At 53.6% G+C, this 25,281-nt stretch carries 23 protein-coding genes; 4 read left to right on the top strand and 19 right to left on the bottom strand.

The features are described from left to right. Positions 1 to 203 precede the first annotated feature (203 nt). Together NP589_RS02265 and NP589_RS02260 are read right to left on the bottom strand one after the other, a co-directional pair. A complete protein-coding gene (locus tag NP589_RS02265; protein WP_256605490.1) occupies positions 204 to 1,598 on the bottom strand; it encodes an amino acid permease in 1,395 nt (464 codons plus the stop codon). Between the two features lie 13 nt (positions 1,599 to 1,611). Then, positions 1,612 to 2,367: a pentapeptide repeat-containing protein gene (locus NP589_RS02260; protein ID WP_256605489.1), complete on the bottom strand. Its 756-nt coding sequence runs from the start codon at positions 2,365 to 2,367 to the stop codon at positions 1,612 to 1,614. A gap of 290 nt (positions 2,368 to 2,657) precedes the next feature. On the opposite strand from NP589_RS02260, the gene NP589_RS02255 reads away from it, so the two are divergent. From NP589_RS02255 to NP589_RS02240, 4 genes are read left to right on the top strand one after another with little or no spacing between them, the layout of a single operon-like run. Beyond that, the gene (locus NP589_RS02255) at positions 2,658 to 4,097 is read left to right on the top strand and encodes a UbiA family prenyltransferase (protein WP_256605488.1); all 1,440 of its coding nucleotides are present in this window, start codon (positions 2,658 to 2,660) and stop codon (positions 4,095 to 4,097) included. Positions 4,098 to 4,100: 3 nt separating this feature from the next. Next, complete coding sequence (locus NP589_RS02250; protein WP_256605487.1) at positions 4,101 to 4,466, top strand: DMT family transporter; 366 nt, start codon at positions 4,101 to 4,103, stop codon at positions 4,464 to 4,466. Positions 4,467 to 4,491: 25 nt separating this feature from the next. Further along, entirely contained in the window at positions 4,492 to 6,135 is a 1,644-nt protein-coding gene (locus NP589_RS02245) for a hypothetical protein (RefSeq protein ID WP_256605486.1), read from the top strand. Then, a complete protein-coding gene (locus NP589_RS02240; protein WP_256605485.1) occupies positions 6,132 to 6,596 on the top strand; it encodes a DciA family protein in 465 nt (154 codons plus the stop codon). The genes NP589_RS02245 and NP589_RS02240 overlap by 4 nt, the downstream gene beginning before the upstream one ends. Positions 6,597 to 6,670: 74 nt before the next feature. On the opposite strand, the gene lpxC is transcribed toward NP589_RS02240, so the two are convergent. The 17 genes from lpxC to mraZ form a co-directional block, all read right to left on the bottom strand. Continuing rightward, positions 6,671 to 7,597, bottom strand: coding sequence for a UDP-3-O-acyl-N-acetylglucosamine deacetylase (gene lpxC / locus NP589_RS02235; RefSeq protein ID WP_026602972.1), 927 nt, complete (start codon positions 7,595 to 7,597; stop codon positions 6,671 to 6,673). A 108-nt stretch (positions 7,598 to 7,705) separates the two neighbouring features. Then, complete coding sequence (gene ftsZ, locus NP589_RS02230; RefSeq protein WP_036278068.1) at positions 7,706 to 8,866, bottom strand: cell division protein FtsZ; 1,161 nt, start codon at positions 8,864 to 8,866, stop codon at positions 7,706 to 7,708. 23 nt (positions 8,867 to 8,889) lie between these two features. Then, positions 8,890 to 10,116: a cell division protein FtsA gene (ftsA, locus tag NP589_RS02225; protein ID WP_020483769.1), complete on the bottom strand. Its 1,227-nt coding sequence runs from the start codon at positions 10,114 to 10,116 to the stop codon at positions 8,890 to 8,892. A 20-nt stretch (positions 10,117 to 10,136) separates the two neighbouring features. Beyond that, entirely contained in the window at positions 10,137 to 10,880 is a 744-nt protein-coding gene (locus NP589_RS02220) for a cell division protein FtsQ/DivIB (protein WP_256605484.1), read from the bottom strand. Further along, positions 10,867 to 11,817, bottom strand: a complete 951-nt coding sequence (locus NP589_RS02215; protein ID WP_256605483.1) for a D-alanine--D-alanine ligase — start codon at positions 11,815 to 11,817, stop codon at positions 10,867 to 10,869. Before NP589_RS02215 ends, NP589_RS02220 begins: the two co-directional genes overlap by 14 nt. Further along, positions 11,814 to 12,692, bottom strand: coding sequence for a UDP-N-acetylmuramate dehydrogenase (murB, locus tag NP589_RS02210; protein ID WP_256605544.1), 879 nt, complete (start codon positions 12,690 to 12,692; stop codon positions 11,814 to 11,816). The genes NP589_RS02215 and murB overlap by 4 nt, the downstream gene beginning before the upstream one ends. Continuing rightward, positions 12,692 to 14,119 (bottom strand): UDP-N-acetylmuramate--L-alanine ligase, encoded by a 1,428-nt coding sequence (gene murC / locus NP589_RS02205; protein WP_256605482.1) that lies wholly within the window; start codon positions 14,117 to 14,119, stop codon positions 12,692 to 12,694. Before murC ends, murB begins: the two co-directional genes overlap by 1 nt. Further along, entirely contained in the window at positions 14,116 to 15,180 is a 1,065-nt protein-coding gene (murG, locus tag NP589_RS02200) for an undecaprenyldiphospho-muramoylpentapeptide beta-N-acetylglucosaminyltransferase (protein ID WP_256605481.1), read from the bottom strand. Before murG ends, murC begins: the two co-directional genes overlap by 4 nt. Then, the gene (gene ftsW / locus NP589_RS02195; protein WP_256605480.1) at positions 15,177 to 16,343 is read right to left on the bottom strand and encodes a putative lipid II flippase FtsW; all 1,167 of its coding nucleotides are present in this window, start codon (positions 16,341 to 16,343) and stop codon (positions 15,177 to 15,179) included. Before ftsW ends, murG begins: the two co-directional genes overlap by 4 nt. Next, positions 16,337 to 17,707, bottom strand: coding sequence for a UDP-N-acetylmuramoyl-L-alanine--D-glutamate ligase (gene murD, locus NP589_RS02190; RefSeq protein WP_256605479.1), 1,371 nt, complete (start codon positions 17,705 to 17,707; stop codon positions 16,337 to 16,339). The genes ftsW and murD overlap by 7 nt, the downstream gene beginning before the upstream one ends. Positions 17,708 to 17,709: 2 nt before the next feature. Beyond that, on the bottom strand, positions 17,710 to 18,792 hold the full coding sequence (gene mraY, locus NP589_RS02185; protein WP_256605478.1) for a phospho-N-acetylmuramoyl-pentapeptide-transferase: 1,083 nt from the start codon (positions 18,790 to 18,792) through the stop codon (positions 17,710 to 17,712). Continuing rightward, positions 18,792 to 20,156 carry a UDP-N-acetylmuramoyl-tripeptide--D-alanyl-D-alanine ligase gene (locus NP589_RS02180; RefSeq protein WP_256605477.1) on the bottom strand — a complete coding sequence of 455 codons (1,365 nt, stop codon included), beginning with the start codon at positions 20,154 to 20,156 and terminating at the stop codon, positions 18,792 to 18,794. The genes mraY and NP589_RS02180 overlap by 1 nt, the downstream gene beginning before the upstream one ends. Then, positions 20,153 to 21,604, bottom strand: a complete 1,452-nt coding sequence (locus NP589_RS02175) for a UDP-N-acetylmuramoyl-L-alanyl-D-glutamate--2,6-diaminopimelate ligase (protein WP_256605476.1) — start codon at positions 21,602 to 21,604, stop codon at positions 20,153 to 20,155. The genes NP589_RS02180 and NP589_RS02175 overlap by 4 nt, the downstream gene beginning before the upstream one ends. Further along, positions 21,601 to 23,328 (bottom strand): peptidoglycan D,D-transpeptidase FtsI family protein, encoded by a 1,728-nt coding sequence (locus NP589_RS02170; RefSeq protein WP_256605475.1) that lies wholly within the window; start codon positions 23,326 to 23,328, stop codon positions 21,601 to 21,603. Before NP589_RS02170 ends, NP589_RS02175 begins: the two co-directional genes overlap by 4 nt. Continuing rightward, positions 23,329 to 23,601, bottom strand: coding sequence for a cell division protein FtsL (gene ftsL / locus NP589_RS02165; protein ID WP_020483757.1), 273 nt, complete (start codon positions 23,599 to 23,601; stop codon positions 23,329 to 23,331). After that, a complete protein-coding gene (gene rsmH, locus NP589_RS02160; protein ID WP_256605474.1) occupies positions 23,601 to 24,530 on the bottom strand; it encodes a 16S rRNA (cytosine(1402)-N(4))-methyltransferase RsmH in 930 nt (309 codons plus the stop codon). Before rsmH ends, ftsL begins: the two co-directional genes overlap by 1 nt. A gap of 5 nt (positions 24,531 to 24,535) precedes the next feature. Next, entirely contained in the window at positions 24,536 to 25,003 is a 468-nt protein-coding gene (gene mraZ, locus NP589_RS02155) for a division/cell wall cluster transcriptional repressor MraZ (protein ID WP_026147052.1), read from the bottom strand. Positions 25,004 to 25,281 lie beyond the last annotated feature (278 nt).

The raw sequence follows: 25,281 nt of genomic DNA, 5'->3' as shown, positions 1-25,281 counted from the left end.
CCGGGAGCGAATTTGAACATCCGATAGGCTGGCTCCAGGGCGAAAACCTGGGATGGTTTTCGTAGCGAAAGTATCTCGGCTGTCGGGCCGAGGCCCGACATTAAAACCAGCCGTCGCACCAGCGACACATTTGTTTGGAGATTTAAGCCCGCCATCCATGGCCCTGGTACCCGTATCCCGGCGAGCATGACGCCATTCAAACATCAAGAAGACCGCAGCTGACTATGCTTCACCCCATACCCAAAATAAATCAAAAACCCAAGCAACAACCAAACAAATAACCTAATCCAGGTATCAATCGGCAAACCCGCCATTAAACTCAAACACACCAAAATCCCGCCAATCGGCACGTACGGTACGGCCGGGCATTTGAAATGGCGTTCCATTTCCGGGTGGCTGTTGCGCAGAATCCAGACGCCGCCGCACACCAACACAAACGCAAACAAGGTACCGATACTGACCAATTCGCCGAGCTTTTCGATGGGCATGAAGCCGGCTAGTAGAGACACGGCTACGCCGACCAGGATGGTGGATAAATGCGGGGTTTGATATTTGGGGTGGACTTGCGCGAATAATGGCGGGAGGAGCTGATCTTTCGCCATTGAGAAGAAAATCCGGCTTTGGCCCATCAGCAATACCAGCATTACCGAGGTTAGACCAGCGATGGCGGCGATTTTAATGATGGGCGAGAGCCAACTCATGCCGACGTGATCGACCGCCAGGGCAATCGGCGCAGGGACGTTCAATTCGGTGTAAGGGATGATGCCGGTCAACACGCCGGCCACCAGAATGTAGAGCAGGGTGCAGACGGCCAGCGAGGCGATGATGCCGATGGGTACGTCGCGTTGCGGGTTGATGGCTTCCTGGGCGGCAGTGGATACCGCATCGAAACCGATATAGGCAAAGAAAATTACCCCGGCGCCGGTCAATACGCCGCCGAAACCAAAGGGGGTGAAGTCAGCCCAGTTTTCGGTTTGGATGTGTCCGGAGCTGGCGACGATGAACACCACGATTACCGACAGTTTGATCAAGACCATGACGAAATTGAAGATCGCCGACTGGCGGATGCCGATTACGAGTAGGCTGGTCAGTAACAAAATGATGGTCACGGCGGGTAAATTAATGAAGCCGGCTGCCGGATTAGCCAAGTAAGTCGTGGTGAGATAGGTGGGTAAATGTATCCCCAGATTTTCCAGAAAGCTGGTCAGATAACCGGCCCAGCCTATCGCCACCGTGCTGCTGGCCAGGGCGTATTCCAATATCAAATCCCAACCGATAATCCAGGCCATCAATTCGCCCATCGTCGCATAGGCATAGCTGTAAGCGCTGCCGGATACCGGGATCATCGCGGCCAGTTCGCTGTAACACATCGCCGCCAGGCCGCAGGCGATGCCCGCCAAGATAAACGACACCACAATGGCTGGACCGGCGTATTTTGCGGCGGCGATCCCGGTTAGGACGAAGATGCCGGCGCCGATCACCGCGCCTATGCCCAGGATGGTCAAGTCCTTGGCGGTGAGAGTTTGTTTTAAGCCGTGTTGAACATCGGTCAAGGCTTCGACGGATTTACGTTGCAGTAATTGCTTGGGGATTTGCATGAATTGGTCTCGATTATTTGGAAGGGGCCGGCTTTACTGAATCGGGCAGGTTTTGGGCGCCGTCAAAGCGGGTGCCGGTAGTCACTGCTTCGGTGAAAATTGCATCGTGCAATTTGGCTTGCGAGAAATTGGCATTGGTCAGATTGGCGCCGGTAAGGTTAGCGCCATCCATTTCAGCGGAATAAAGATCGGCGTTTTGCAGATTGGCATTATTCAGTTTGGCGTGTTTCAGCATCGCCCGGCCCAGTTGGGCGTTGCTGAGGTTGGCGCCGGTCAAATTGGCGCCTTTCAAGCTGGCGCGCATCAAACCCATTGACTGGTTTTTCATGTCGGCCGCCCACTGTACGTTGCTGAGATTGGCATGGCTTAGATTGGCACCGTCCATGATCGCTACCACCCGGCTGCCGCTCATGTCGGCATTGCTGAGGTCAGCGTGCATCAGGCTGACGCCGAAGATGCTGGTGTTGGATAGATTAGCGGCGCTGAGCTTGATATTGGTCATCACCGTTAAATCCAGTGTCAGGCCTTGCAGATTGCTTTTATTCAGATTGGAGCGCCTTAAATCGGCACCCCACAAATCGGCGTTGCGAAAATCCAGATTGGACAGGTCCAGGTCGGTCAGATCCTTGCGGCGCAGGTCGGTGGGATGCTGCTTGTCCGCTTTGGTCAGCATTTGCTCGACTTGGGCGCGCGTGAGATCGGCGGCATAGGCTATGCTTTGACTCGCCAGAAATAGCGCTATAAATGTTTTGATCGATAAGTTTGTCATTAAAACCTCCACAATATTGTCATTGTTGATTCGGATAATCCGCTGGCCAGGACTGTATTTTCGTTGATAGTAACAGGCTCTCAGACAGACTCAACGAGAAAAATACGGCAGGGATTTGTACTTGGATTTTTCTGGGGATTAAGTGGGACGTGGTCGAAGGATGGTTGTGTGTTACCGCGCGGACCCAGTTAAACGTAGCTTGCGCAATTGCTGTTACATTACAATGTGTTTGATAGCCCAGGTATTTTCGACTTTTCAGCGTTGCATTAATTGCCTTATAGAAAAATAACATGACAGAAACTTCGCTAACCGCGCTTGTCGTTGACTTGGATGGCACGCTGACACCCACCGATACCCTGGTCGAATCGGTATTACAGGTCTGCAAACGTCAGCCGCTGGTGGTATTTAAATTGCCGATTTGGTTGTTGAAGGGGCGGGCGGTTTTTAAAGATCGCGTGGCACAAGCATCGTCCCTAGATGTTGAGAGTTTGCCTTATCGAACCGATTTGCTTGAGTATCTGCGCGCGGAAAAACGCCGGGGCAGACAGTTGGTGCTGGCTACTGCGGCGCATACCGATATTGCCGATGCGGTTGCTAAGCATCTGGATTTGTTCGATAAGGTGCTGGGCAGCGATGAAAACCATAACCTAAAAGGCGTCAACAAGCTGGATGCCATCCGCCAGGCCGTGGGGCCTAACTTTGCCTACGTCGGCGACAGCAAAGCCGATTTGCCGATTTGGCAGGCCGCGCAGGCGGCGATACTGGTCAACACCTCAAAGTCCGTCGCTAAAACAGTGCGGGCCAATACCCCGATAGAACATGAGTTTACTGCCGGCGTTAATCAATTTCGCTTGTGGTTGCGCGCGTTGCGGGTTCATCAATGGATGAAGAATCTGTTGATATTCGTACCGCTGTTAACAGCCTTTTCGTTTGACGATTTGGATAAGCTGGGGACGGTTGTGCTGGGCTTTTTCGGGTTTTCCTTGGCCGCTTCCGCCACGTATATGGGTAACGATTTGTGGGATCTGGACAGCGACCGCAATCATCCACGCAAGAAATTCAGGCCGTTTGCCAGCGCCGAATTACCCATTTTGAAAGGCTTGGCAGGCGCTTGCGCACTGTTACTGGCCGGCCTGGTTTTAGCGCTGAACGTATCGCAGACCTTTTTGGGCATGTTGCTGCTGTATCTATTCGTCACTACCACTTATACATGGCTGTTGAAGTCCTATGTCTTGATCGACGTGATGGTGCTGTCGCTGTTGTATACGCTGAGGATTATTGCCGGCTCCGTGGCGGCGGCGGTAGCGACCAGTTCCTGGTTGTTGGCGTTTTCGGTGTTTATCTTTTTCAGTCTGGCTTTAGTCAAACGTTGTTCCGAATTGGTCGCTCTGCAACAAAAAGGCCGGGAAACCACGCATGGCCGCGATTACCGGGCAGTGGATCTGGTAGTGCTGTGGCCTTTAGGCGTCAGTTCCGCGTTGTGCGCCGTGGTGGTGTTTGGTTTGTTTATCACCTCGGCAGACACGCAGGCGCGGTACTTAAATCCGCAACTATTGTGGTTGGTGGCGATAGGCCTGATTTACTGGTTGGCGCGCCTGTGGATAAAAACCGCTCGCGGGGAAATGCACGATGACCCGCTGGTGTTTGCGGTTCGCGACTTCGGTAGCCGAATGACAGTTCTGTTGATGTTATTTGCCACGCTTGCCGCTCATTTTTTACCTTGGGAATAACTCATGCAAATTCTACTGATCGCCATTTTTAGCATCGTACTGTCTGTCGCCGCGCAATTCATGTTGAAACTCGGTATGTCCAGTTTGGATGTCAAACAGGCCATGGCTGGGCCGCTGACACCCCGTCTGCCCTGGATAGTGTTTACCAACAAATTTGTGTTTGCCGGTTTTACCTTTTACGGTGTGGGCGCCATAGTTTGGCTGAAGGTTTTGGCATCATGGGATGTCAGTAAAGCCTATCCACTGGTGGGCTTGGGCTTTGCTTTAACCGTGCTGATCGGCATGCTGCTTGGCGAGACAGTCACCGCTTTCCGCGTCTTGGGCATTTTGTTGATTTGCGAGGGCGTTTGGCTGGTGGCCAATTCCTGATCCTCTACCCAGATAGCAAACAACTATGACTTGGCAACTTAGAGCACTGTTACATCAACTATTAATTTTATCGGCGATATCGCTACTGGTGATGGTGCATTTGCACTACAGATCGCCAAGTTTTCCGTTTTCGCCGGATAGTGCCAGTTATATTGAACAAGCCAGAAATTTTCTCGAATCCGGCAGTTTGCTGATTACCCCGTATGGCTTGGCGCCGGGCGATCAGGATCAGGTCGAGAACCGCTTGTTTCCCATCGGCTTTGCCGTGGTGCTGGCGGCCGTTTCCAGTTTTGGTATCGATGTGAAAGACGCGGCGATAGGTTTGGCGCATTTTTCCGCGATCACATTGCCGTGGTTATTGTTTTTTAGTTTTCGTCATAGCATCGGCCCCATCCTCGCCTTGTTATTAGCCGGACTGGCTGCGTTATCCCCCGGTGTGCTAAAGCACTCGCTGATGGGGCTTACCGATGTATTCGGTTTATGGTTAGCGGTGGCTGTAATTGGCTTGACGCTTAATTCGCGGTCTATATCCGGCTTTATCTTCGCCGGTTTGCTCGCGGGTGTGGCTTATGCGATCAGAAATGCCCATTTAGCGCTGTTGGTCGCCATTGTTTTATATTTTTGTTATTGCTGGTTAAGCAGCGCTGCGGGGGAACGGCGTGCGGTTTTGCTACAGGCTGTTGCGGCGATGTTCGGTATGGCTGTGGTTGTAGCGCCGCTGTTACTGAGAAATATACTGATGTTTGGGGCGCCGAATCCTTATTTGATGGGGCCAAGCACGATAGGTTTTGTCGAGAATTTGCGCACTTATATCGAGGCTTTGCTGAAGGATGGAACGGCTTGCAGCGACTGTGCCCGCTATGTGGCTTGGTCGCTGCCCGGTTTACTTGGCTTCGGGGTTTTGCTGATCGCCGCTGCCTACGCGATTTATAAATACCGCTGGTCCAATGTGTCGACTGTCGGCAAAAAGGCCTTCGCTATTTCAACGATTTATCTGGCTATGGGATCTTGTGTGGTCGTTGCTGCCCGCACGCGCTATCAATGGGGGGAACTGATTAACCTGCGTCATACCCTGCAATATTCACCCTTTTTATTGGCCGGATTGTTTGTGCTGATGGCGAATCATGGCCGCGCTCGTGTTCGCAGTGGCTGGATGATTGCCAAATTGCTGATTTCTGTCTGTTTAGTCCTTTTTCATGTCAACTATGCCGTGTTTTCGGAGAGTTTCCGCAACAGCGATAACGACTTCTCGACGCTGGAGCAGGCGTTTGCAACCGGAAAAACCTACTTGTGTGACAAGCAGGCCGACGCTTATCTGGTATCGAACTGGGCGCATGTGTTTCGTATAGAGTGCGGCGGGCGGGTCCGGCAGACCGAAGCGATTACGGGCGCGGCAGCAGGTAGTGAGATGCGAGCGTTCATGTCCGCCAGCGACGGTTATGTTTCTTTAGTGGATGCGATAAACGATATACAACAACAAGCCGCAAGCAGATCTATACGTGTCGGTTTCTTTCCGGGCCGATTCGGTGTCGAGCCTGAAAACCTGCCTTTGTCAGCCATGGATGAGCAGCACATAGTGGACAAAGGCTGGCATGTGCTTAGAAACGATCAGCAGGGCCTGATTCTGGAATATCCAAAAATCGGCGGTCAACAAATGGGTTTGCAATGACTCGTTATCGCAAAAATGCGTTTAAGACTGCACTGGATTTTGACAATAAGCAGTTGAACCTGTGTTTGGCGCAGATTACCGCGCAACAAGCTCTACTTGCCATTGTTAGAGCCGCATTGCCTTCTGATATTGCCCCGCATGCATTACATTGCGTGGCGTCCGGTTCGCAGCTGCTTTTGTACTGCGATTCGGCCAGCTGGGCATCGCAAATCCGTTTTTTCAATCGGGCGATTGTAGACAAATTGCATGGCGCAGGGCATCCCTATATCGTCCGATTGCAGGTGCGCATCGTGCCGCCGATAGCAGAGCCGGTCAGGCCAAAACGCACACCGCGTTTGCCGTCAGCGGACAATGTCGGTTTGATTGCACAGCAGTTTAAGTCGGCAGACGAACAGGATGTTTTGGCTGCGGCGATGACGCGTTTGGGCGCCACCTTGGCGAAACGCTTGCGGGAAGATTAGGGAGGGTTGGCCGCGAATTTGGCCGATCGAGTTGATCGGCCACGGAACAGCTTAAAAGGTATGCGTGTTGGGGTTCAGCCCGTCGCGCGTGCCGATGTTTGTGCTGAATGCATGAAGGATATCGGTGCTTCTTCGGCATTTTCGAAAGTCACCATTTCCCAGGCGTCTTTGTCATTCATCAGGCTTAGCAGCAACTTGTTGTTCAGCGCATGGCCGGATTTGAAGCCCTGATATTCGCCGATCAGGCTGTAGCCCAGCAAATACAGGTCGCCGATCGCGTCGAGAATTTTGTGTTTCACGAATTCGTCCGCATAACGCAGGCCGTCTTCGTTCAGCACTTTATCGTCGTCCACCACAATGGCGTTATCCAAACTGCCGCCCAGCGCCAGATTATTCTCGCGTAAAAATTCAATGTCTTTCATAAAGCCGAAGGTGCGGGCTCGGCTGACTTCCTTCACAAACGTAGTCGAAGAGAAATCCATCACCGCCGTTTTCAAGTGCTCGGAAAACGCCGGATGTTCGAAATCGATGGTAAAGGTGACTTTAAAGCCGTCGAACGGTTCGAATGCGGCCCATTTGTCGCCGTCTTCCACGCGGATTGCGCGTTTGATGCGGATGTATTGTTTGGGTACGTCCTGCTCGACCACGCCAGCCGATTGCAACAGAAACACAAACGGTCCGGCACTGCCGTCCATAATGGGCACTTCGGCGGCGCTGACGTCAACAATGGCGTTGTCTATGCCCAAGCCGGCCAAAGCCGACAGCAAATGTTCGACGGTGGACACCTTGACGCCGTCGCGGACCAAAGTCGTGGACAACTTGGTTTCGCCGACATTTTCAGGGCGCGCGGCTATCATCACCGGAGTTTCCAAATCCACGCGGCGAAAACGGATGCCGGTATCGGGTTCGGAAGGGTGCAGGGTCAGATAGACCTTATCGCCGGTATGCAAACCGACGCCGGTGGCTCTGATGGTGTTTTTTAAAGTACGCTGTTTAATCATGAAATGCCGACAAATAGGTAAAACAAAGCTGGGGAGTCTATCACAGATTATGCGATAGCTCCCCCCGAACTTGGCTCAGCTGCCTCATAGACGTGCCGCAAGCGGCCCTTAGTCTGCTTGGCGTCTCAGGAAAGCTGGTACATCCAGGTAATCCAGATCCACATCGTTTCTTGGTTGCGCGCCGAAGCGAGATTCCCGAGTCGATTCCTGTTTTTGCTGGCGCACGATGGTGGGTTTGTCCAATTGATCGTAATTGATCTCGCCGGCCGCAACTTTTTTCACCAGGCTGATTGGCGAAGCGGCTTGTTTGGCTTTTTCACCCATACCGGTGGCGACGACGGTGACTTTAATTTCCTGGCCCATCGCTGGATTAACTGCCATACCGATTTTCATGTCGGCGTCTTCCGAAGCGAACGCATGCATGATGCTGCCGATTTCGTCGAACTCGTTCAAGCCCAGGTCGCCGTTGGAAGTGACGTTAACCAGAATGCCGCGCGCACCTTGCAGATTGTTGTCATCCAACAAAGGGCAGGCTATGGCTTTTTCCGCCGCCAAACGCGCGCGGTTTTCGCCGCTGGCTACGCCGGTACCCATGATCGCGCTGCCCATATTGGACATCACGGTTTTCACGTCGGCAAAGTCGACGTTCATCAGGCCTGGGTGAGTGATTAGTTCGGTAATACCTTGCACAGCGTCGCGCAACACGTCATTAGCCGCGCGGAACGCTTCCACCAGCGATTTATTGTTGCCCAGAGTCGGCAGCAATTTTTGGTTTGGAATGATGATCAATGAATCGACCAGTTTTTCCAGTTCGCGCAAACCGGCATCGGCTACGCCTTTTTTCTTGGAGCCTTCAAAATCAAAAGGTTTGGATACGACGGCTACGGTCAGTACGCCCAGTTCTTTGGCGACTTCGGCGAACACAGCGATAGCGCCGGTACCGGTACCGCCGCCCATGCCGGCGGTCAGGAACACCATGTCGGCGCCGGCGATCACTTCGCGGATGCGGTCGCGATTTTCTTCCGCTGCGGCTCTGCCGACTTCAGGACGAGTGCCTGCTCCCAAGCCTTTGGTTAGTTCTACACCCAATTGCACGATGGACTCTACGCTCATTTCCCGCAGGGCTTGGGCATCGGTGTTGGCGCAAATAAATTGCACGCCGTCGATACCGTCTTCCACCATGTGATTAACCGCATTGCCGCCACCGCCACCTACGCCGATGACCTTGATAACCGCGGTGCCGCTACTATCCAATAATTCATATTTCATTTTCACACCCTCCAGACAAAAAATTAAAAATTTCCTTGAAACCAGCTTTTGATTTTTGATAACAGATCCGCGCCATCATCGTTCATGCCTAACGCCCGGCCGTGATGGTCCTTGCCGTACAGCAACAAACCCACCGCGGTCGAATAAATCGGGTTTTCCGCTACATCGGTCAATCCGGATACATGTAGCGGCACCCCCATGCGAACCGGCATATGGAATATTTCCTCCGCCAACTCGACCAATCCTCTTACTTGCGAACTGCCGCCGGTAATTACCATGCCGGCCGCAATTAAATCTTCATACCCACTTCTTCTTAACTCTGCTTGTACCAACAACATCAATTCTTCGTAACGCGGTTCGACGATTTCCGCCAGATTTTGCGCGGAGATTTTGCGGGGTTCGCGGTCGCCGATGCTGGGCACGGCGATGGTTTGCTGCGGATCGGCCAATTGCGTCAACGCGCAAGCGTATTGGCGTTTGATTTCCTCCGCGTTTTTGGTCGGCGTCCGCAGCGCCACGGCGATGTCGTTGGTGACTTGATCGCCGGCGATGGGAATCACCGCCGTGTGCTTGATCGCGCCTTCCGAGAAAATCGCAATATCGGTGGTGCCTCCGCCGATGTCGATCAGGCACACGCCCAGGTCCTTCTCGTCGTCGGTCAAGACCGCCGCGCACGAAGCCAGTTGTTCCAAGACGATGTCGTCCACATCAAGCCCGCATTTGCGTATGCATTTGACGATGTTTTGTTCGGCGCTGACGCTGCTGGTAACCATGTGCACCTTGGCTTCCAGGCGGATGCCGGACATGCCGATCGGCTCCTTGATGCCTTCCTGCTGGTCGATCACAAACTCCTGCGGCAAGATGTGCAGGATTTTCTGATCGGCCGGAATAGCCACCGCCCGCGCCGAATCGATCACCCGGTCGATGTCGTGCTGGGTGACTTCTTTTTCCTTGATCGCGACGATGCCGTGCGAATTCAGGCTTTTGATATGGCTACCGGCAATCCCGGCAAACACCGATTTGATCTGGCACCCCGCCATCAATTCGGCTTCTTCTATCGCGCGTTGGATGGAATGCACGGTCGATTCCAGATTGACCACGATGCCTTTTTTCAGGCCCTTGGACGGTGCGGTGCCGATGCCGATCACTTCGATTTCGTCGCCACCCCGGTATTCACCGACGATGGCAGCGACTTTCGACGTGCCTATATCCAGCCCCACTAATAAATTTCGATCTGTCTTTTTGGCCATTGTTTATGCTCGGTAAACGTTTAAATCAGGTTTTTGTTTTTTTCCACGATTGCTTTCCAATCGATGTTGGTGACTTCCGGTTTCCAGGTCACTGCAAAGCCGTTCGGGTAACGGGTATCCACGCTCGCTATCATGGCTAGCTGTTCCTCACCCAATAAATCCATGGTTCTTAAAAAGCGCTGCATATTTTCCAGCGGCGCCTTTCTGCCCAACTGCATCTCCATGCCGCTGGCTAATTTGATCCGCCACGCCCGCCGTTCGTTGACGTGAAACTCGGCGAGCTGCATCGATTTATCCTTCAACACGATGTACACGCCTTTCATAATCTCCAACAGCTTCTTTTCCTGGCCGTCCGGGCCGGTAATCAGTGGTAAATTTTTAAATTCGTCGATGTTGTCCGGCACCAACAAATCGCCTTGTTTGTTCAGCAGCGCCGATTTCCCCCAGCGCACCACTGGCTTTTGCTCGGTAATTTTTATATGTACCGCATCCGGCCACACCCGCTTAACATCGACCTTGTCCACCAAGGGCAGCGCTTTAATCGCCTGATGAATCGCATCCATGTCGGCCTGGTAATAGCCTTGTTTCATTTGCGGCGCCAATACTTCTTTCAGCCTGTCCTTGCTGGTGTATTGGAATGCGCCTTCAATCTTTACGTAGCGGATCGGTTTGCTGCTCAGCGCGCTTGCGCCGAATTGCTGCCATGTCCACCAGCCGCCGCCGATCAACAGCGCGGATATCAGGATGAATCTAAACCGGCTCACCTGGACCCGCCATGCTGGTTTCCAAAATGCGCCAGACCAATTCCTCGAAACTAATCCCCACCGCTTTGGCTGCCATCGGCACCAAACTATGGTCTGTCATACCCGGTACGGTATTCACTTCGATCAATTGCGATTGGCCGTTAGCGTCGATAAATACATCCACGCGCGCCCAGCCTTTCACATCCAAGCCTTGGCAGGCTTGTACCGCCAAGGCTTGCAATTGTTGTTCGCGCTCTGTGCTCAAGCCGCAGGGGCAATGGTATTTCGTGGTATTCGCTCGATATTTGGCGTCGAAATCGTAAAAAGTATTCGGCGTTTCCAGTCTGATAGCCGGCAACGCCTCGCCGTCCAACACGCCGACGGTGAATTCCTGGCCTTGCACCCATTGTTCAGCGTAAACGTCGCATAGATATTGCTTGGCCAATTGCAGCGCGGCGACCAGTTCGTCGCGGTTAGTGGCTTTGCTCATGCCAATGCTGGAGCCTTCCTGCGCCGGTTTAACAATCACCGGAAAACCCAGTTTGGCGATACACGAGTCAATGTCAGCGGCGCTTTTCAGGACGAACCAGAGCGGCGTGCGTAAGCCCAAACCCTGCCAGCACAGCTTGGTGCGCAATTTATCCATGCTCAATGCCGAGGCCATCACGCCGGAACCGGTATACGGCAAACCCATTACTTGCAATACCGCTTGTAACACGCCGTCTTCACCGCCGCGGCCGTGGATTACGTTGAATACTCTATCAACTTTTACATCGGCTAAAGCCTCAATCGGGCTGCCGGTCACGTCTATCGCCACCGCATCGACGCCCTGCGCTTTCAAGGCTTGATACACCGCGTTGCCGCTGTTCAAGGATATTTCGCGCTCGGCAGCGGAGCCGCCCAGCAGGACGGCGACTTTGCCGAAATCGGAGGCATTTTTGATGCGTAATGGCTTCATGCTTTTTCACCTACCCGGCAGACCTCAGTGTGCAGACTGATGCCGAATTGCGTTTGTACTTGAGTTTGAATATGTTCGATCAAGGCTTCTATATCTTCCGAGCTGGCATTGCCGCGATTCTCGATAAAATTGGCGTGTTTTTCCGATACCACTGCGCCGCCTATCGCAAAGCCCTTTAGGCCGCAGGCTTCGATCAAGCGTGCCGCGTAATCGCCGGGCGGATTCTTGAATACCGAACCGCAAGTCGGCTTATTGGTCGGTTGCGAGGCGTTACGTTTTTCCAGCAAGGCTTTGATATGTTGCTGGCTGGCTTCACTGTTGCCTTTGCTTAATTTCAGTTGAGCCGACAAGAACCATTCATCGGCCAAACCTTTGACCGAACGGTAGGCCACTTCGAATTCGTGATGATCGCGCTGAATCACTTCACCGCGCGGGTTGATCATTTCCACTTTCTCGACGATGCTCCAGGTCTCGCCGCCAAAGGCGCCGGCATTCATTTTCAACGCACCGCCCATCGTGCCGGGGATGCCGGCTAAAAACTCGGCACCGGTTAGGCCTAAATCGGCACAAAAACGGGCAACATGGGCGCAAGGTACGCCGGCTTCCACATAAACCCGCTCGGAATCGGCGAGATACATTTCTTTCAGGCGGCCGCGGGTGTTAATCACCGTGCCGCGAATGCCGCCGTCGCGCACCAGCAAATTGCTGCCCAAGCCCATCCAGTACAGCGGTTCGCCCGCCGGCAGGCTGGCGATAAATTCGATCAGGTCGGCCTTGTTTTCCGGAATATACAAATGCTGGGCTGGACCGCCCACGCGCCAACTGGTGTATTTCGCCAGCGGCTCGTTGTTTAATAAAGTGCCTCTCGCCACCATCACTTTAAGGCCTCGGCCAATTGTTGCGGCAATTCGGCGGCGATCTGGCCAACGTTGCCGGCGCCCATGGTCAATACCACGTCGTCTTTTTCGACGATACCCGCCAGGATGGTTGCCAAATCTTCACGGTTTTGCACGAATACCGGATCAACCTGGCCGCGCACTCTAATCGAGCGGCTCAAGGCTTTGCCGTCCGCACCGGTAATCGGCGCTTCGCCGGCCGAATAGACATCCAGCAAAATCAGCACATCGACGCTGGATAGCACTTCGACAAAATCTTCGAACAGGTCGCGGGTGCGGGTATAACGATGCGGTTGAAACACTACGACTTTACGGCGGCTCGGCCAGGCTTGACGCAAGGCTTCCAGGGTGGCGGCCAGTTCGCGCGGGTGGTGGCCGTAATCGTCGACCAGCGTCAGCTTGCCGCCGTTGAAATCCACGTCGCCATTGATTTGAAAACGTCTGCCCACGCCTTTGAATTCGGCCAGACTTTTGACTATGGCGGCATCGTCCACGCCCAGCGCGGTGGCAATGGTGGTGGCGGCCAACGCGTTGAGCATGTTGTGCCAGCCAGGCAGATTAAGCGTGACTTTTAGCGGCGGTTGTCCGCCCCAACGCAACACGGAGAAATGGGTGCGCAAGCCGTCTTGTTTAATGTCTATGGCCCGTACGTCGGCTTCTTCATTGACGCCGTAGGTTTTCACCGGCTTGGAAATGTTCGGCAGAATCTCGCAGACGCCGGGGTCGTCACTGCACAATACCGCCAATCCGTAGAAAGGCAGTTGGTGCAAAAATTTGATGAAAGTATCCTTCAAGCGGTTGTAACTGCCGCCGTAGGTTTCCATGTGGTCTTGGTCGATGTTGGTGACGATCGCCATCATCGGTTGCAGGTACAAGAAAGACGCATCGCTTTCGTCCGCTTCGGCGACCAGGTATTTTCCTAAACCTAATTTGGCGTTAGCGCCGGCGCTGTTCAAACGACCGCCGATCACGAAAGTCGGATCCAGGCCGCCTTCGGCCAGCATCATCGTGGTTAGGCTGGTGGTAGTGGTCTTACCGTGCGTGCCGGCGACGGCGATGCCGAATCTAAAGCGCATCAGTTCGGCCAGCATTTCCGCGCGCGGAATTACAGGGATGCGATTTTCGTAGGCGGTGACGATTTCCGGGTTGGTTCTATCAACAGCTGTGGAGGTAACGACCACATCGACATCGGCGACATTGTCCGCATGATGGCCGAAATAGACTTTGACGCCCATGGCTTGTAAACGGTCGGTAACCGCCGAGCCTCTAATATCCGAGCCGGAGACGGTATAGCCCAAGTTTGACAACACCTCGGCGATACCGCTCATGCCGGTGCCTCCGACACCGACGAAGTGGATTTTGTCGATGTCGCCCAGCGCCTGGTTTTCGATGTTGGGGCGGTTCATACGGCGGCCTCCGCAACGCAAATATCGGCCACGGTCTGAGTGGCGGCGAGTCTGGCCTTGGCTTTGGCGGCCCGGCTCATGGATGTTAATGATGTCATGGCTTGTTCTATGGTTTTACGCAGATTTTCCGCGTTTAATTCAGGTTGCGGCAGCAAGATTGCCGCGCCAGCTTCGCTTAAATATTTGGCGTTTGCGGATTGGTGATCGTCGATGGCGTGCAGCAAGGGCACGAAAATCGCCGGCAAACCGCAGGCCGCCACTTCGCTGACGGTCATCGCGCCGGCCCGGCAGACAATCAAGTCGGCCCATTGGTAGGCGCTGGCCATATCCTCGATAAAGGCCAAGGCTTCGGCGTTCAGACCCAGATTACGGTAGCGCTCGGCTACTTCATCTTGCATGGCACTGCCGGTCTGGTGTTTTACGTCCAGATTACTCAATCCGGCCAAGGCCTCAGGCACAGTGTCGTTTAAGACTTTGGCGCCCTGGCTGCCGCCCAGGATCAAAATCTTTAAATTGCGGCCGGCTTGCGGATGCCATTCCGATTTTTCCGGCAGACCGATAAACGCATCTCTTAACGGGTTGCCGGTACAAATTGCGTTTACCGACTTGGCGAAGCTGTCCGGAAACGCTTCCAGCACTTTGCGGGTGGCCAGTTTCACCAACAACCGGTTCGTGGTGCCCGGTACTCGGTTTTGTTCGTGTATCACCAGCGGGATGCCCAACCATTTGGCCATCAGGCCGCCCGGTCCTGCCACAAAGCCGCCCATGCCCAATACCACATTGGGTTGACGCTGCTTCAATATCCGTCGTGCTTGCAGGCAGGCTTGAATCAATTTAAAACCGGCACCGAGTTTGGAGAACAGGCCTTTGCCGCGCATACCAGCCACCGCCAGCCAGTCGATATCGATATTATTGGCAGGCACCACCCGGCTTTCCAGGCCTTTCTCGGTACCCAGCCAGCTGACTTGCCAGCCACGTTCGCGCATTTCTTGCGCAACCGCCAGCGCTGGAAATACATGTCCGCCGGTGCCGCCCGCCATGATCACGATGCGGCCGCTCATCCGTGTTTCCCCTTCACATTGCTTTTATTGTGTTCGGTCACTTCGTAGTGAATCCTGAACAATACCGCCATTGCGCCGCACATCACGATCATACTGCCGCCGCCGTAACTCATCAGTGGCAGGGTCAAACCTTTGGTGGGCAGCATGCCCATGTTCACGCCCATGTTGACGAAGGATTGGAAGCCAAACCAGATACCCAGACCGTAAGCCGCCAGCGCGGAAAATTTCAGGCCGGCTTGCTCGGCTTGTTCACCAATCGCAAAGGCACGGACTACCAGGGCAGCGAACAGCGCAATGATCAGCAATACGCCGAGCAGGCCGAGTTCTTCTCCCAGTACGGAGAACAAAAAGTCGGTATGCGCTTCCGGTAGATAAAACAGCTTTTGCAGGCCGTTGCCCAGGCCAACCCCAAAAAACTCGCCGCGACCGAATGAAATCAAGGCCTGGGTTAACTGAAAACCGGTATCCCTGGCGTCGGCCCATGGGTCCATGAAGCTGGTCACCCGCGCCAATCGATATGGCGACTCGATGACCAATATCACCGCCAAGCCGGCAACCAGTCCCAATAAAATAATGAACTGGGAAATTCTGGCACCGCCCAAAAACATCATGCCCATCGCGATGATCAGAATCACCACTGCGGAGCCGAAGTCAGGTTCCAGCAATAGCAGTACGCAAGCCACTGAAAATAGCATTAACGGTTTGACCAAACCGAACGCGGATCGACGCACATGGTCTGAATGGCGGGTGACGTAACCGGCCATGTAAATCACCGAGATGAATTTCACCACTTCCGATACCTGGATCCGTAGTCCCAGAATCGACAGCCAGCGGATGCTGCCGTTGACTTTGATGCCGACGCCCGGAATTAACACCACCAGCAGCAAGGCCAGGCCGGCGATAAACAGGGTTTGTCCCATTCTTTCCCAGCTTTGCATCGGTATGTTCAAAATGATCGCGGAAAAGCCTAAGCCGAACGCAATATGTATCAACTGCTTGAACGGGTAGTGCGAAATGTCGTCGGCCATTTTTACGCCCAAATGCAAAGAGGACGAGGTGACCAGCATGAAACCGATGCCCAGCAGGCTGAAGCACGCCAACATCAACACCGGGTCGATGTGCAAGCGGTTTTGCGTGCGTGGCTTGGCTGTTGGCTTCAACATAAGGGCAGACTCATCACGGCTTCGGCGAATTTATTGCCGCGATCAACATAGCTGCGATATTGATCCAGACTGGCGCAGGCCGGCGACAGCAGCACGCTGTCGCCTTCGCTGGCCAAGCTGGCTGCTATGGTGACCGCTTCTTTCATATTGCCTGCGAAATGGACAGGCACACAGTTATTCAAAGCCTGTGCGATCAATGGCGCGTCTTTGCCTATCAGCACCACGGCCTTGGTTTTTTCGGTGACGGCCGGCACCAGTTCGCTCATATCCGCGCCTTTGGCCTCGCCGCCGGCAATCAAAATCACTTTATGCTCGTAGCCGTTTAGCGCGGCGATACAGGCACCGATGTTGGTAGCTTTGGAATCGTTAACCCAATTAATGCCGCCTTTGTCCGCGACTTTTTGCATACGGTGCGGCAGGCCTTTGAATTTTCTGAGCGCATCGCACATTTTGGTGATGCTCAGGCCCGCGGCGGTGCCCAGGGCCAGGGCGGCCAGTGCATTGGCGATATTGTGGGTACCTTCCAGGCGCAGTTTGCCGGCTGCCATCAGGGCTTGTTCGCCTTGCATCAAGGTATCGGTTTCGCCGCGACGCAGATAAAAGTCGGCTGGAGTTTGGGTGGAGAAAGTCAATGTTTGTCGGGTGGGATCGCGCATGGCCATAACCATCGCGTCATCGGCGTTCAGAATCATTACGCCGTCGCCCCGGAACACGCGCTGTTTTTCCGCCGCATAGCCAGCCATGCCGTCGTGGCGATCCAGATGGTCCGGGCTGACGTTTAATACCGTGGCAACACTGGCGTTCAACGCCGTGGTGCGTTCCAATTGGAAGCTGGACAGTTCCAGAACGTAGAGTTCGGCGTCCTGTTGCAGCAAATCCAGCGCGGGTGTGCCTAGATTGCCGCCGATAGCGGTTTTTACGCCGGCGGCGTTAGCCATTTCGCCCAGCATGGTGGTGACGGTGCTTTTACCATTGGAGCCGGTGATGGCGATAATCGGTTTGTCGGTGGCACAAGCGAATAGATCGATATCGCTCAGCACAATGACGCCTGCTTGCACGGCTTTTTGGATGGCGGCTTCGTGTAAGGAAACGCCAGGGCTGACCAGTAAATGCGTGGCGACATCCAGCGCGGATTGGTCGAAGCCGCCGGAAAACACCGCCACGTCCGGCATTTGTTCACGTAAATTATCAATCAGCGGCGGGTTTTTCCGGCTGTCGATCACCGCGAATTTAATCGGCGTCTTTTGCAAAAATTGCGCAGCCGAATAGCCGGTAGCGCCCAATCCTACGATCAATAGGCGAGCGCTATCCGGATTTAGGTTGAAATGGGTTTGCAGATTGCTGAGTAGGGCGGTGGTGTTCATGCTTATCTCAGTTTCAAGGTGGCCAAGCCGATTAACACTAGGATGACCGAGATAATCCAGAACCGGACGATGATGCGCGGCTCCGGCCAGCCTTTTAATTCGTAATGATGGTGGATCGGCGCCATCAGAAACACGCGCTTTTTGCGGGTTTTGAACGAGGCGACCTGGATAATCACCGAAATGGTTTCCATCACAAAGATGCCGCCCATGATCACCAAGACGATTTCCTGTCTAACCAGCACCGCGACGATGCCCAGCGCGGCGCCCAAGGCCAGCGCGCCGACGTCGCCCATGAACACCATGGCCGGATAGGTGTTAAACCACAAAAAGCCTAGCCCGGAACCCACCAGGGCAGCGCAAAACACCACGAGTTCGCCGGCTTTAGGTATATGCGGGATAGCCAGATATTGCGAGAAATTAACGTGGCCGGATAAATACGCAAAAATCGCTAAGGCAGCGGCGATCATCACGGTCGGCATGATGGCCAAGCCATCCAGACCGTCGGTCAGGTTGACCGCATTGCTGGAGCCGACGATGACGAAATAGGTCAGCACCACGTAGCCCCAGCCTATGTCTAGTGTCACGTTCTTGAAAAACGGCACGATGAACTGAGTTTCCGCGGCAACCTGAGCCGTGTTATACAAGTACAAGGCAGCACCCAGCGCCACTACCGATTGCCAGAAATATTTGGCGCGGGCGGACAGGCCGTCGCTGTTGCCTAGCAGGACTTTTTTATAATCGTCGATAAAGCCAATCACGCCATGGGCTAGCGTTACCAGCAAGACCACCCAGATATAACGATTGCTCAAATCGGCGCAAAGCAGGGTGCTGATCGCCACTGCGAACAGAATCATCGCGCCACCCATAGTGGGGGTACCGGATTTTGAGAAATGGCTTTGCGGACCGTCGTCGCGCACGCTTTGACCGATTTTTTTGCGGGTCAATTTTTCGATCATGGCCGGACCGGCCATCAAGGAAATACTGAGTGCGGTTAATACGCCCAAAATGGCGCGAAAGGTCAGGTAATGCAGCACCCGGAAGCCGCTGTCGATATTGCTTAAAAAATCCGCGAGTAAAAGTAACATTAGGCTGCTCTGAAATTGTTGACCATCGCCGCCACCACGTTTTCCATTTTCTGGGCGCGCGAGCCTTTAACCAATACGGTTTCCTTACCTGTGACGGCTTGTGTCAAGGTGTCTATCAATTGTTCCTGACTGTCGAAAAACTGACCGCCGTCGCCAAAGGCTTCAACGGCATGTTTTGCCAGGGCACCGGTCGCGAATAAGCGTTTTACCGATTTTGCCTTGATTAATTCGCCCATTTCCCGGTGTATCGCCGGGCTATCCGGGCCTAGCTCGCCGAAAGCGCCCAAGGCCAGCCAGGCTTCGTTACCACAGTCGGTCAGCACGTCCAGTGCGGCTTTCAGCGAGCTGGGGTTGGCGTTATAGGTGTCGTCGATGATGATAGTGCCCTTGCGGCCCAATAGGGGTTGCATGCGACCGGTGACGGGCTTGAGCTGTTCCAGGCCTTGTTTAATGTCTTGAAGACTTATGCCGAATTGCATGGCCACCGTTGCCGCAGCCAAGGCGTTTTTCACGTTATGGGCGCCGGCCAGATGCAGTCGGATCGGTAAAACATCAGTCGCCGTTTTTAGTTCGAAACGGGTGGCAAAGCCCTGCGAATCCAGGGCTGTGTCGATATTTAGCGCAGTGACGTCGGCTAAGGGATTCAATCCGAACGTTACATTACGGCGGCTGCCGGCCAGCTTTAGCAAGAAATCGTAAAAAGCGTCGTCGCGATTTAATACCGCCACGCCGTTTTCACCGAGGCTTTCGATGATTTCGCCCTTGGTTTTGGCGACGCCTTCAATGCTACCGAAGCCTTCGATGTGAGCGGCGCCGATATTGGTGATGACGCTGACATCAGCTTGTGCGTAGCGGCTGGTGTAGCCAATCTCACCAGGGTGGTTGGCGCCCATTTCAATCACCGCGTAGCGATGGCTGTCGTCCAGTTTCAATAGTGTCAGTGGCACACCGATGTCGTTGTTCAGATTGCCTTGAGTCGATAGGGTAGGGCCTTGGGTGGCGAAAATCGCCGCAATCATCTCCTTGACGGTGGTTTTGCCGTTGCTGCCGGTGACGCCGGCTACTTTGACAGCTAATTGTCTACGCCAGTATCCGCCCAATTCCGCCAATGCCAAACGCGTATCGGCGACAATGATTTGCGGTAAAGCCGATGGTGCGGCGTGTTCCAGCAGTAGCGCTACGGCACCGGCTTGCTCGGCTTTGTCGATAAAGCTGTGGCCGTCGAAATTCTTGCCGTTTATCGCGATGTATAGCGCGCCGGGTTGTAAGGTGCGGGTGTCGATACCTGTGGCGCGGATTTCTTTGTCGTCGCCGATCAGCTTGCCATTGACGGCTTGGGCGATCTCGCTAAGTTGCAGTTTCATGGCTTGCTCCACGCCGCCAGTGCTTGCTTGACGACAGCGCTATCGCTGAACGGCTGCTTCACGCCGCCGATTTCTTGGTAGTCCTCGTGGCCCTTGCCGGCTATCACTACGCAATCGTCTGGGTCTGCTTGTCGTATCACTGTGTTTATGGCCGTGGTTCTATCGTTAATTACCATTATTTTTTGGCTTTGGCAGTCGCTCAATATGTCTTTAATAATCGCTAATGGCGCTTCGCTGCGCGGATTGTCGTCCGTGACGATGACTTGATCAGCCCAGGTTTCGGCAATCCGACCCATCAGCGGACGCTTGCCCTTATCGCGGTCGCCGCCGCAACCGAATACCACTTTTAGCCGGTTCGCGCCTTTGACAGCTTTCAGCACTTTTTCCAGCGCGTCCGGGCTGTGCGCATAATCCACAAATATCGTGGGTTTGCCGTTGCCGCCGAATTTTTCCATGCGGCCGGCAATCGCGTTTAATTTGGCCAGTTGCGCGACGGCAGCATCGAATTCGCTGCCGGTCGCCAACAGCACACAAAGCACGGCCAGCACGTTGTCCAGGTTAAAACCACCAACCAGCGATGTCTTTGCCCGACGTCTTTGCTCGCCCCAGACTACGTCGAATTCGATGCCGGCGGCGCTATGTTTTACTTGCTCGGCGCTTACGGCTTCCTTAGCCGTGCCGCGTTGGCCGGTCGCGCTGTATGTCCAGCTTTGCACCGCGTCCGGCAGGCTTTGCAATACCTCGGCGCTGCTCGCATCGTCCAGATTGACCACCGCAAATTGCAGGCCCGGCGTTTTAAACAAGGTCAGTTTGGCTTGCAGGTATTCCGCCATGCTGCCGTGATAGTCCAAATGGTCGCGGCTCAAATTGGTGAATACCGCGCCTTTGAAGTTAACCCCGTTAACTCGGCCCTGGTGTAAGCCGTGCGAGGACACTTCCATGGCCGCGTTGCGCTTATCCTGCTTTACAAATTCATTCAGCATCTGCTGCACGGCTAACGCATCCGGCGTTGTATTGGCCGTCGGTTGCAAGTTGCCGACATCGCCCCAACCCAGAGTGCCGATCACGCCGCAAGCCGGCAAAGCCTGCGCGATTAATTGGCTACAGGTGGTCTTGCCGTTGGTGCCGGTCACACCGATCACATTCAATATTTGCGATGGATTGCCGTAAAATCTTGCGGCGATATCGCCCAGCTTTTGGGACAAGTCGGTTATCGCCAAACTTGGTACTTTCAACTTATCAACATTGGCGCCGATTGGGTCGTAAAGCACCACTGTCGCCCCGTTGGTAATAGCCTGTTCCGCATGAGCAATGCCATGCTGGACTGCACCGTTCAACGCAATAAAGGCATCGCCAGCCCGGATTTTTCGGCTATCCAAACACATGCCGCTAATATCCAAATCCGGCGGATTTACCAGCAGCCCGTTTAGAAACTCCGCCAACTTCATTGCTTACTCAACAATAAATGCATGTTGTCCATGCCGTCCGGTTCGACGCCGTAAACTCTTAATGCACCAGCCATCACTTTCGAGAATGCCGGTGCCGCCACTAGGCCGCCGTAATATTGGCCGGTGGTGGGTTCGTCCACCACAATCGCGATAATGAAACGCGGATTGCTGGCCGGCGCCATGCCCACAAACACCGATAAATACTTGTCTTCGCTGTAACCGCCGGCCCCGGCTTTTTTCACGGTACCGGTTTTACCCGCTACCCGGTAACCCTCGACTCTGGCCTGGTATGCCGTGCCTTCCTTGCTGATAACGTGTTCCAACATTTCCCGGACTTTTCTAGCTGTCTCGGGTTTGAAAATGCGTTGGGCGTCCGGGTCTTCATCGCGCTTTAGTAAGGCTACGGAATGAATGATGCCGTCGTCGGCCAAAGCGGTATAAGCTCTGGCCAATTGTAAAATCGAGGTGGAAACCCCGTAACCGAACGATAAAATCGCCTGGTCGAATTCGTGCCAGCCTTGATAATCCAGCAAGGAGCCGCTGGCTTCTCCCGGAAAACCGACGCCGGCGGAGGTGCCGAACCCCAGCCTGCTGTATACGCCCCAAAAATACTCGGGTGGCATGGTCATCGCGATTTGCGTGACCGCGATATTGCTGGATTTTTGCAGCACATGGGTTAAATCCATCGTGCCATAGTTATGTACGTCCTTAACCACGTTGCGGCCCAGATGGTAGACGCCATGGGTTTCTATCATCACGTTGGGCTTGATGTAGCCGCCATCCAATGCCGCCGCCACCACGAAGGGTTTGACCGTCGAGCCAGGCTCAAAACTGTCCACCATGGCCCGGTTGCGATATCGGTTGCTGCTCAATTCCTTGCGATTATTGGGATTGAAAGCCGGTTGGCTGACAGTCGCTAATACATCGCCGTTTTTGGCATCCAGCACCACCAGGGATGCCGAATGCGCTTTGTTCTGGATCATCGCATTCTGCAATTCCCGGTAAGCCAGGTATTGCAGGCGTTCATCGATAGTCAACACTAGGTCGCGACCCGGGATGGCTTCTTCAATATTTTCCACATCCTTGATGATCTGGCCCTTACCGTCCTTGATCACGCGCTTTTTGCCGGGCTGGCCGCGTAGAATGTGCTCGTAGCCATGCTCTATGCCTTCTTGGCCGATGTCGTCGATATTGGTAAAGCCCAATAAATGTCCTGATACCGCGCCGGCTGGGTAGTAACGCTTAAACTCCCGTTCGAAGTACACGCCGGTTATTTCCAGGGCTTTGACCTTTTCGGCTATATCCGGGTTGATCTGTCTGCGTAAATAGACGAAACGTTTGTTGGCGTCTTTTTCCTTTTTCAACAGCGAACGCAGTTCTTTTTCCGGAAAACCGAGGATTTTCGCCATCGGCGTTAATTTGTCCTGTTCCGCATCTCGCAGTTGGCGCGGATTGACCCAAATGGATTGCACCGGGGTGCTGATTGCCAGTGGTTCGCCGTTCCTATCCTTAATCTGCCCGCGATAAGCCGATACCGACACCACGCCGACGTGTTGCATATCGCCTTTGTCTTGTAGAAACTCCTTATCGAGAATTTGCAGGTAAACCGCGCGTCCAACCAAGGCCAACATGGCCAGCAACATTACCGATAGCAGCAATCTGCGTCGGATTACAAAATCTGTGTTGTGGTGCGGCAGCGTTCCCGCGCCGGTGGCAATTCGCATTTACGGCTTTATATAAATAATTTTGTCTTGGGCCGGCAAAGTCAGCATCAGCCGTGTTCTTGCTTCGATTTCAACCCGGTTTTCTTCGGTCAGCGTGGTCAGTTCCAGTTGCAGTCGACCCCATTCCACTTCGTAATCGTCGAGCTCTTTTTCTTTTTTCTGAATGTCGATAAACAGCAGGCGCGATTGGTATTTGCTGTAAATCACGGCAATTCCGGAGATCATCAGCATTGCAACCAGTAATGTCAGCAGTATATTTCTTGCAATCGCCATTAACGTTTCTCCCCAACTCGCATTACCGCGCTCCGTGCGCGTGGGTTCTGTTGCAATTCCTGTTGTTGCGCCCTTATCGACTTGCCTATTTTGCGTAACTGGCCTTGTTCGATGTCCTGCTCTTTAATCGGTAACTTGCCTGGATTGGTTTTCGGGCCGGCTTGGTCGCGAATGAAGCGTTTGACGATGCGGTCTTCCAATGAATGGAAGGCGATCACGACTAAACGTCCGCCCGGTGCCAATACGTCCAAGGCTTGTTTCAATCCTGTTTTAATCTGTTCGAGTTCTTGATTAATCTCTATCCTGATCGCCTGGAAGCTGCGAGTTGCAGGGTGTTTGTGCTTGTCGCGAAACGGCACGCTGTTTTCGATCAGTTTTGCCAGCTGTAATGTCGTTTGCAGCGGCTGCTGTTGGCGTTGGGTCAAAACGGCGTTGGCAATTCTTCTGGCGAAGCGTTCTTCGCCATATTCAAACAGCACGCGGACCAATTCTTTTTCCTCGACTCGCGCTAAATATTCTGCAGCCGAAAGGCCGTGATTGCTATCCATGCGCATGTCCAAAGGCCCGTCGCGCAAGAAACTGAAGCCGCGTTCCGCATTGTCTAGCTGCGGGGACGATACGCCCAAATCCATTAGAACGCCGTCGACTTTGCCCTCATAGCCTTGTTCTTCGATGACGGTGCTCAGTTCTACAAAACTGGCGTGATGCAAACTAAAACGACTGTCTTCTAATAAGCGTTTGGCTTCGGCGCTTGCGATGGCCTCCATGTCTCTGTCAAGCGCCAGCAATCTGCCGGAGCTACTCAGTAACTTCAAAATGCCGCTACTGTGTCCGCCACGCCCGAAGGTGCAGTCCAGATAAATGCCGTCCGGTTTTATGTTGAGCTGCTGTAAGGCCTCTTCGTACAAAACCGTTTGGTGGGCGGACATCTCCGTCAAAACGACAGCGAGCCAAGTTCTTCAAGGCCCTCTGTATCGTTACCGTCCATCCATTCCTGTTCTTTGGCCTTCCAGGCTGCTTCGTTCCATATTTCAAACTTGTTGAGCTGACCAACCAGCATGATGTGTTTTTCCATGCCGGCAAACTCTCTGAGAGTTTCCGGCAGCAGCAGGCGACCTTGGCTGTCCATTTCGCATTCCGAGGCGTTGCCGATCACGAAGCGCCGCAGTTTGCCGGCCATTTTGTTTAACGTCGGCAACTTACTGATGGTTTGTTCGAGCTTTTCCCATTCCGGTAATGGGTATAACCATAGGCAGCCCGGCTCGCCGACACATTTGTCGTCAACCGCAACAGTCACAACCATTTGGCGGTCGCAGGATTCCTGTAACTCCTCCCGATAGCGGGTAGGAATTGCAATGCGCCCTTTCGCATCCAAACTGATTGAACTTATGCCTCGAAACAAGATGAACCTCAAAAATTCCAAAAAAATCCATTTCTAACCACTTTACATCACTTTTGCACCACTATAGTTTTCAAAAGGTGCTTAGTCAAGGGGGATTTAGATTAAATTCTTTCTTTTTCTACAAGGACTTACGCAGGATTGAGGCGTCTTAGGCGGTAGGTGAGAGGGTTTTGAGTAAAAATGATTTGTATCAAAAAGTTAATGATGGTTTTTGATGTGGATTGCAATTATTAAGTGCTAATTCTCACTTTTTGAAGGCGGTTTGCTGTAATGAGTTG

Source organism: Methylomonas rosea (genome assembly GCF_024505055.1).
Taxonomy (GTDB): domain Bacteria; phylum Pseudomonadota; class Gammaproteobacteria; order Methylococcales; family Methylomonadaceae; genus Methylomonas; species Methylomonas rosea.
The sequence above is the reverse complement of the archived record's forward strand: the minus strand, read 5'-3'. Positions and strand labels throughout refer to the sequence as shown.

What these genes read in the sequence shown, in the direction of transcription:
- NP589_RS02265 (WP_256605490.1), bottom strand. Translation starts at nt 1,598, where the DNA reads ATGCAAATCCCCAAGCAATTACTGCAACGTAAATCCGTCGAAGCCTTG.
- NP589_RS02260 (WP_256605489.1), bottom strand. Translation starts at nt 2,367, where the DNA reads ATGACAAACTTATCGATCAAAACATTTATAGCGCTATTTCTGGCGAGT.
- NP589_RS02255 (WP_256605488.1), top strand. Translation starts at nt 2,658, where the DNA reads ATGACAGAAACTTCGCTAACCGCGCTTGTCGTTGACTTGGATGGCACG.
- NP589_RS02250 (WP_256605487.1), top strand. Translation starts at nt 4,101, where the DNA reads ATGCAAATTCTACTGATCGCCATTTTTAGCATCGTACTGTCTGTCGCC.
- NP589_RS02245 (WP_256605486.1), top strand. Translation starts at nt 4,492, where the DNA reads ATGACTTGGCAACTTAGAGCACTGTTACATCAACTATTAATTTTATCG.
- NP589_RS02240 (WP_256605485.1), top strand. Translation starts at nt 6,132, where the DNA reads ATGACTCGTTATCGCAAAAATGCGTTTAAGACTGCACTGGATTTTGAC.
- lpxC (WP_026602972.1), bottom strand. Translation starts at nt 7,597, where the DNA reads ATGATTAAACAGCGTACTTTAAAAAACACCATCAGAGCCACCGGCGTC.
- ftsZ (WP_036278068.1), bottom strand. Translation starts at nt 8,866, where the DNA reads ATGAAATATGAATTATTGGATAGTAGCGGCACCGCGGTTATCAAGGTC.
- ftsA (WP_020483769.1), bottom strand. Translation starts at nt 10,116, where the DNA reads ATGGCCAAAAAGACAGATCGAAATTTATTAGTGGGGCTGGATATAGGC.
- NP589_RS02215 (WP_256605483.1), bottom strand. Translation starts at nt 11,817, where the DNA reads ATGAAGCCATTACGCATCAAAAATGCCTCCGATTTCGGCAAAGTCGCC.
- murB (WP_256605544.1), bottom strand. Translation starts at nt 12,692, where the DNA reads ATGGTGGCGAGAGGCACTTTATTAAACAACGAGCCGCTGGCGAAATAC.
- murC (WP_256605482.1), bottom strand. Translation starts at nt 14,119, where the DNA reads ATGAACCGCCCCAACATCGAAAACCAGGCGCTGGGCGACATCGACAAA.
- murG (WP_256605481.1), bottom strand. Translation starts at nt 15,180, where the DNA reads ATGAGCGGCCGCATCGTGATCATGGCGGGCGGCACCGGCGGACATGTA.
- ftsW (WP_256605480.1), bottom strand. Translation starts at nt 16,343, where the DNA reads ATGTTGAAGCCAACAGCCAAGCCACGCACGCAAAACCGCTTGCACATC.
- murD (WP_256605479.1), bottom strand. Translation starts at nt 17,707, where the DNA reads ATGAACACCACCGCCCTACTCAGCAATCTGCAAACCCATTTCAACCTA.
- mraY (WP_256605478.1), bottom strand. Translation starts at nt 18,792, where the DNA reads ATGTTACTTTTACTCGCGGATTTTTTAAGCAATATCGACAGCGGCTTC.
- NP589_RS02180 (WP_256605477.1), bottom strand. Translation starts at nt 20,156, where the DNA reads ATGAAACTGCAACTTAGCGAGATCGCCCAAGCCGTCAATGGCAAGCTG.
- NP589_RS02175 (WP_256605476.1), bottom strand. Translation starts at nt 21,604, where the DNA reads ATGAAGTTGGCGGAGTTTCTAAACGGGCTGCTGGTAAATCCGCCGGAT.
- NP589_RS02170 (WP_256605475.1), bottom strand. Translation starts at nt 23,328, where the DNA reads ATGCGAATTGCCACCGGCGCGGGAACGCTGCCGCACCACAACACAGAT.
- ftsL (WP_020483757.1), bottom strand. Translation starts at nt 23,601, where the DNA reads ATGGCGATTGCAAGAAATATACTGCTGACATTACTGGTTGCAATGCTG.
- rsmH (WP_256605474.1), bottom strand. Translation starts at nt 24,530, where the DNA reads ATGTCCGCCCACCAAACGGTTTTGTACGAAGAGGCCTTACAGCAGCTC.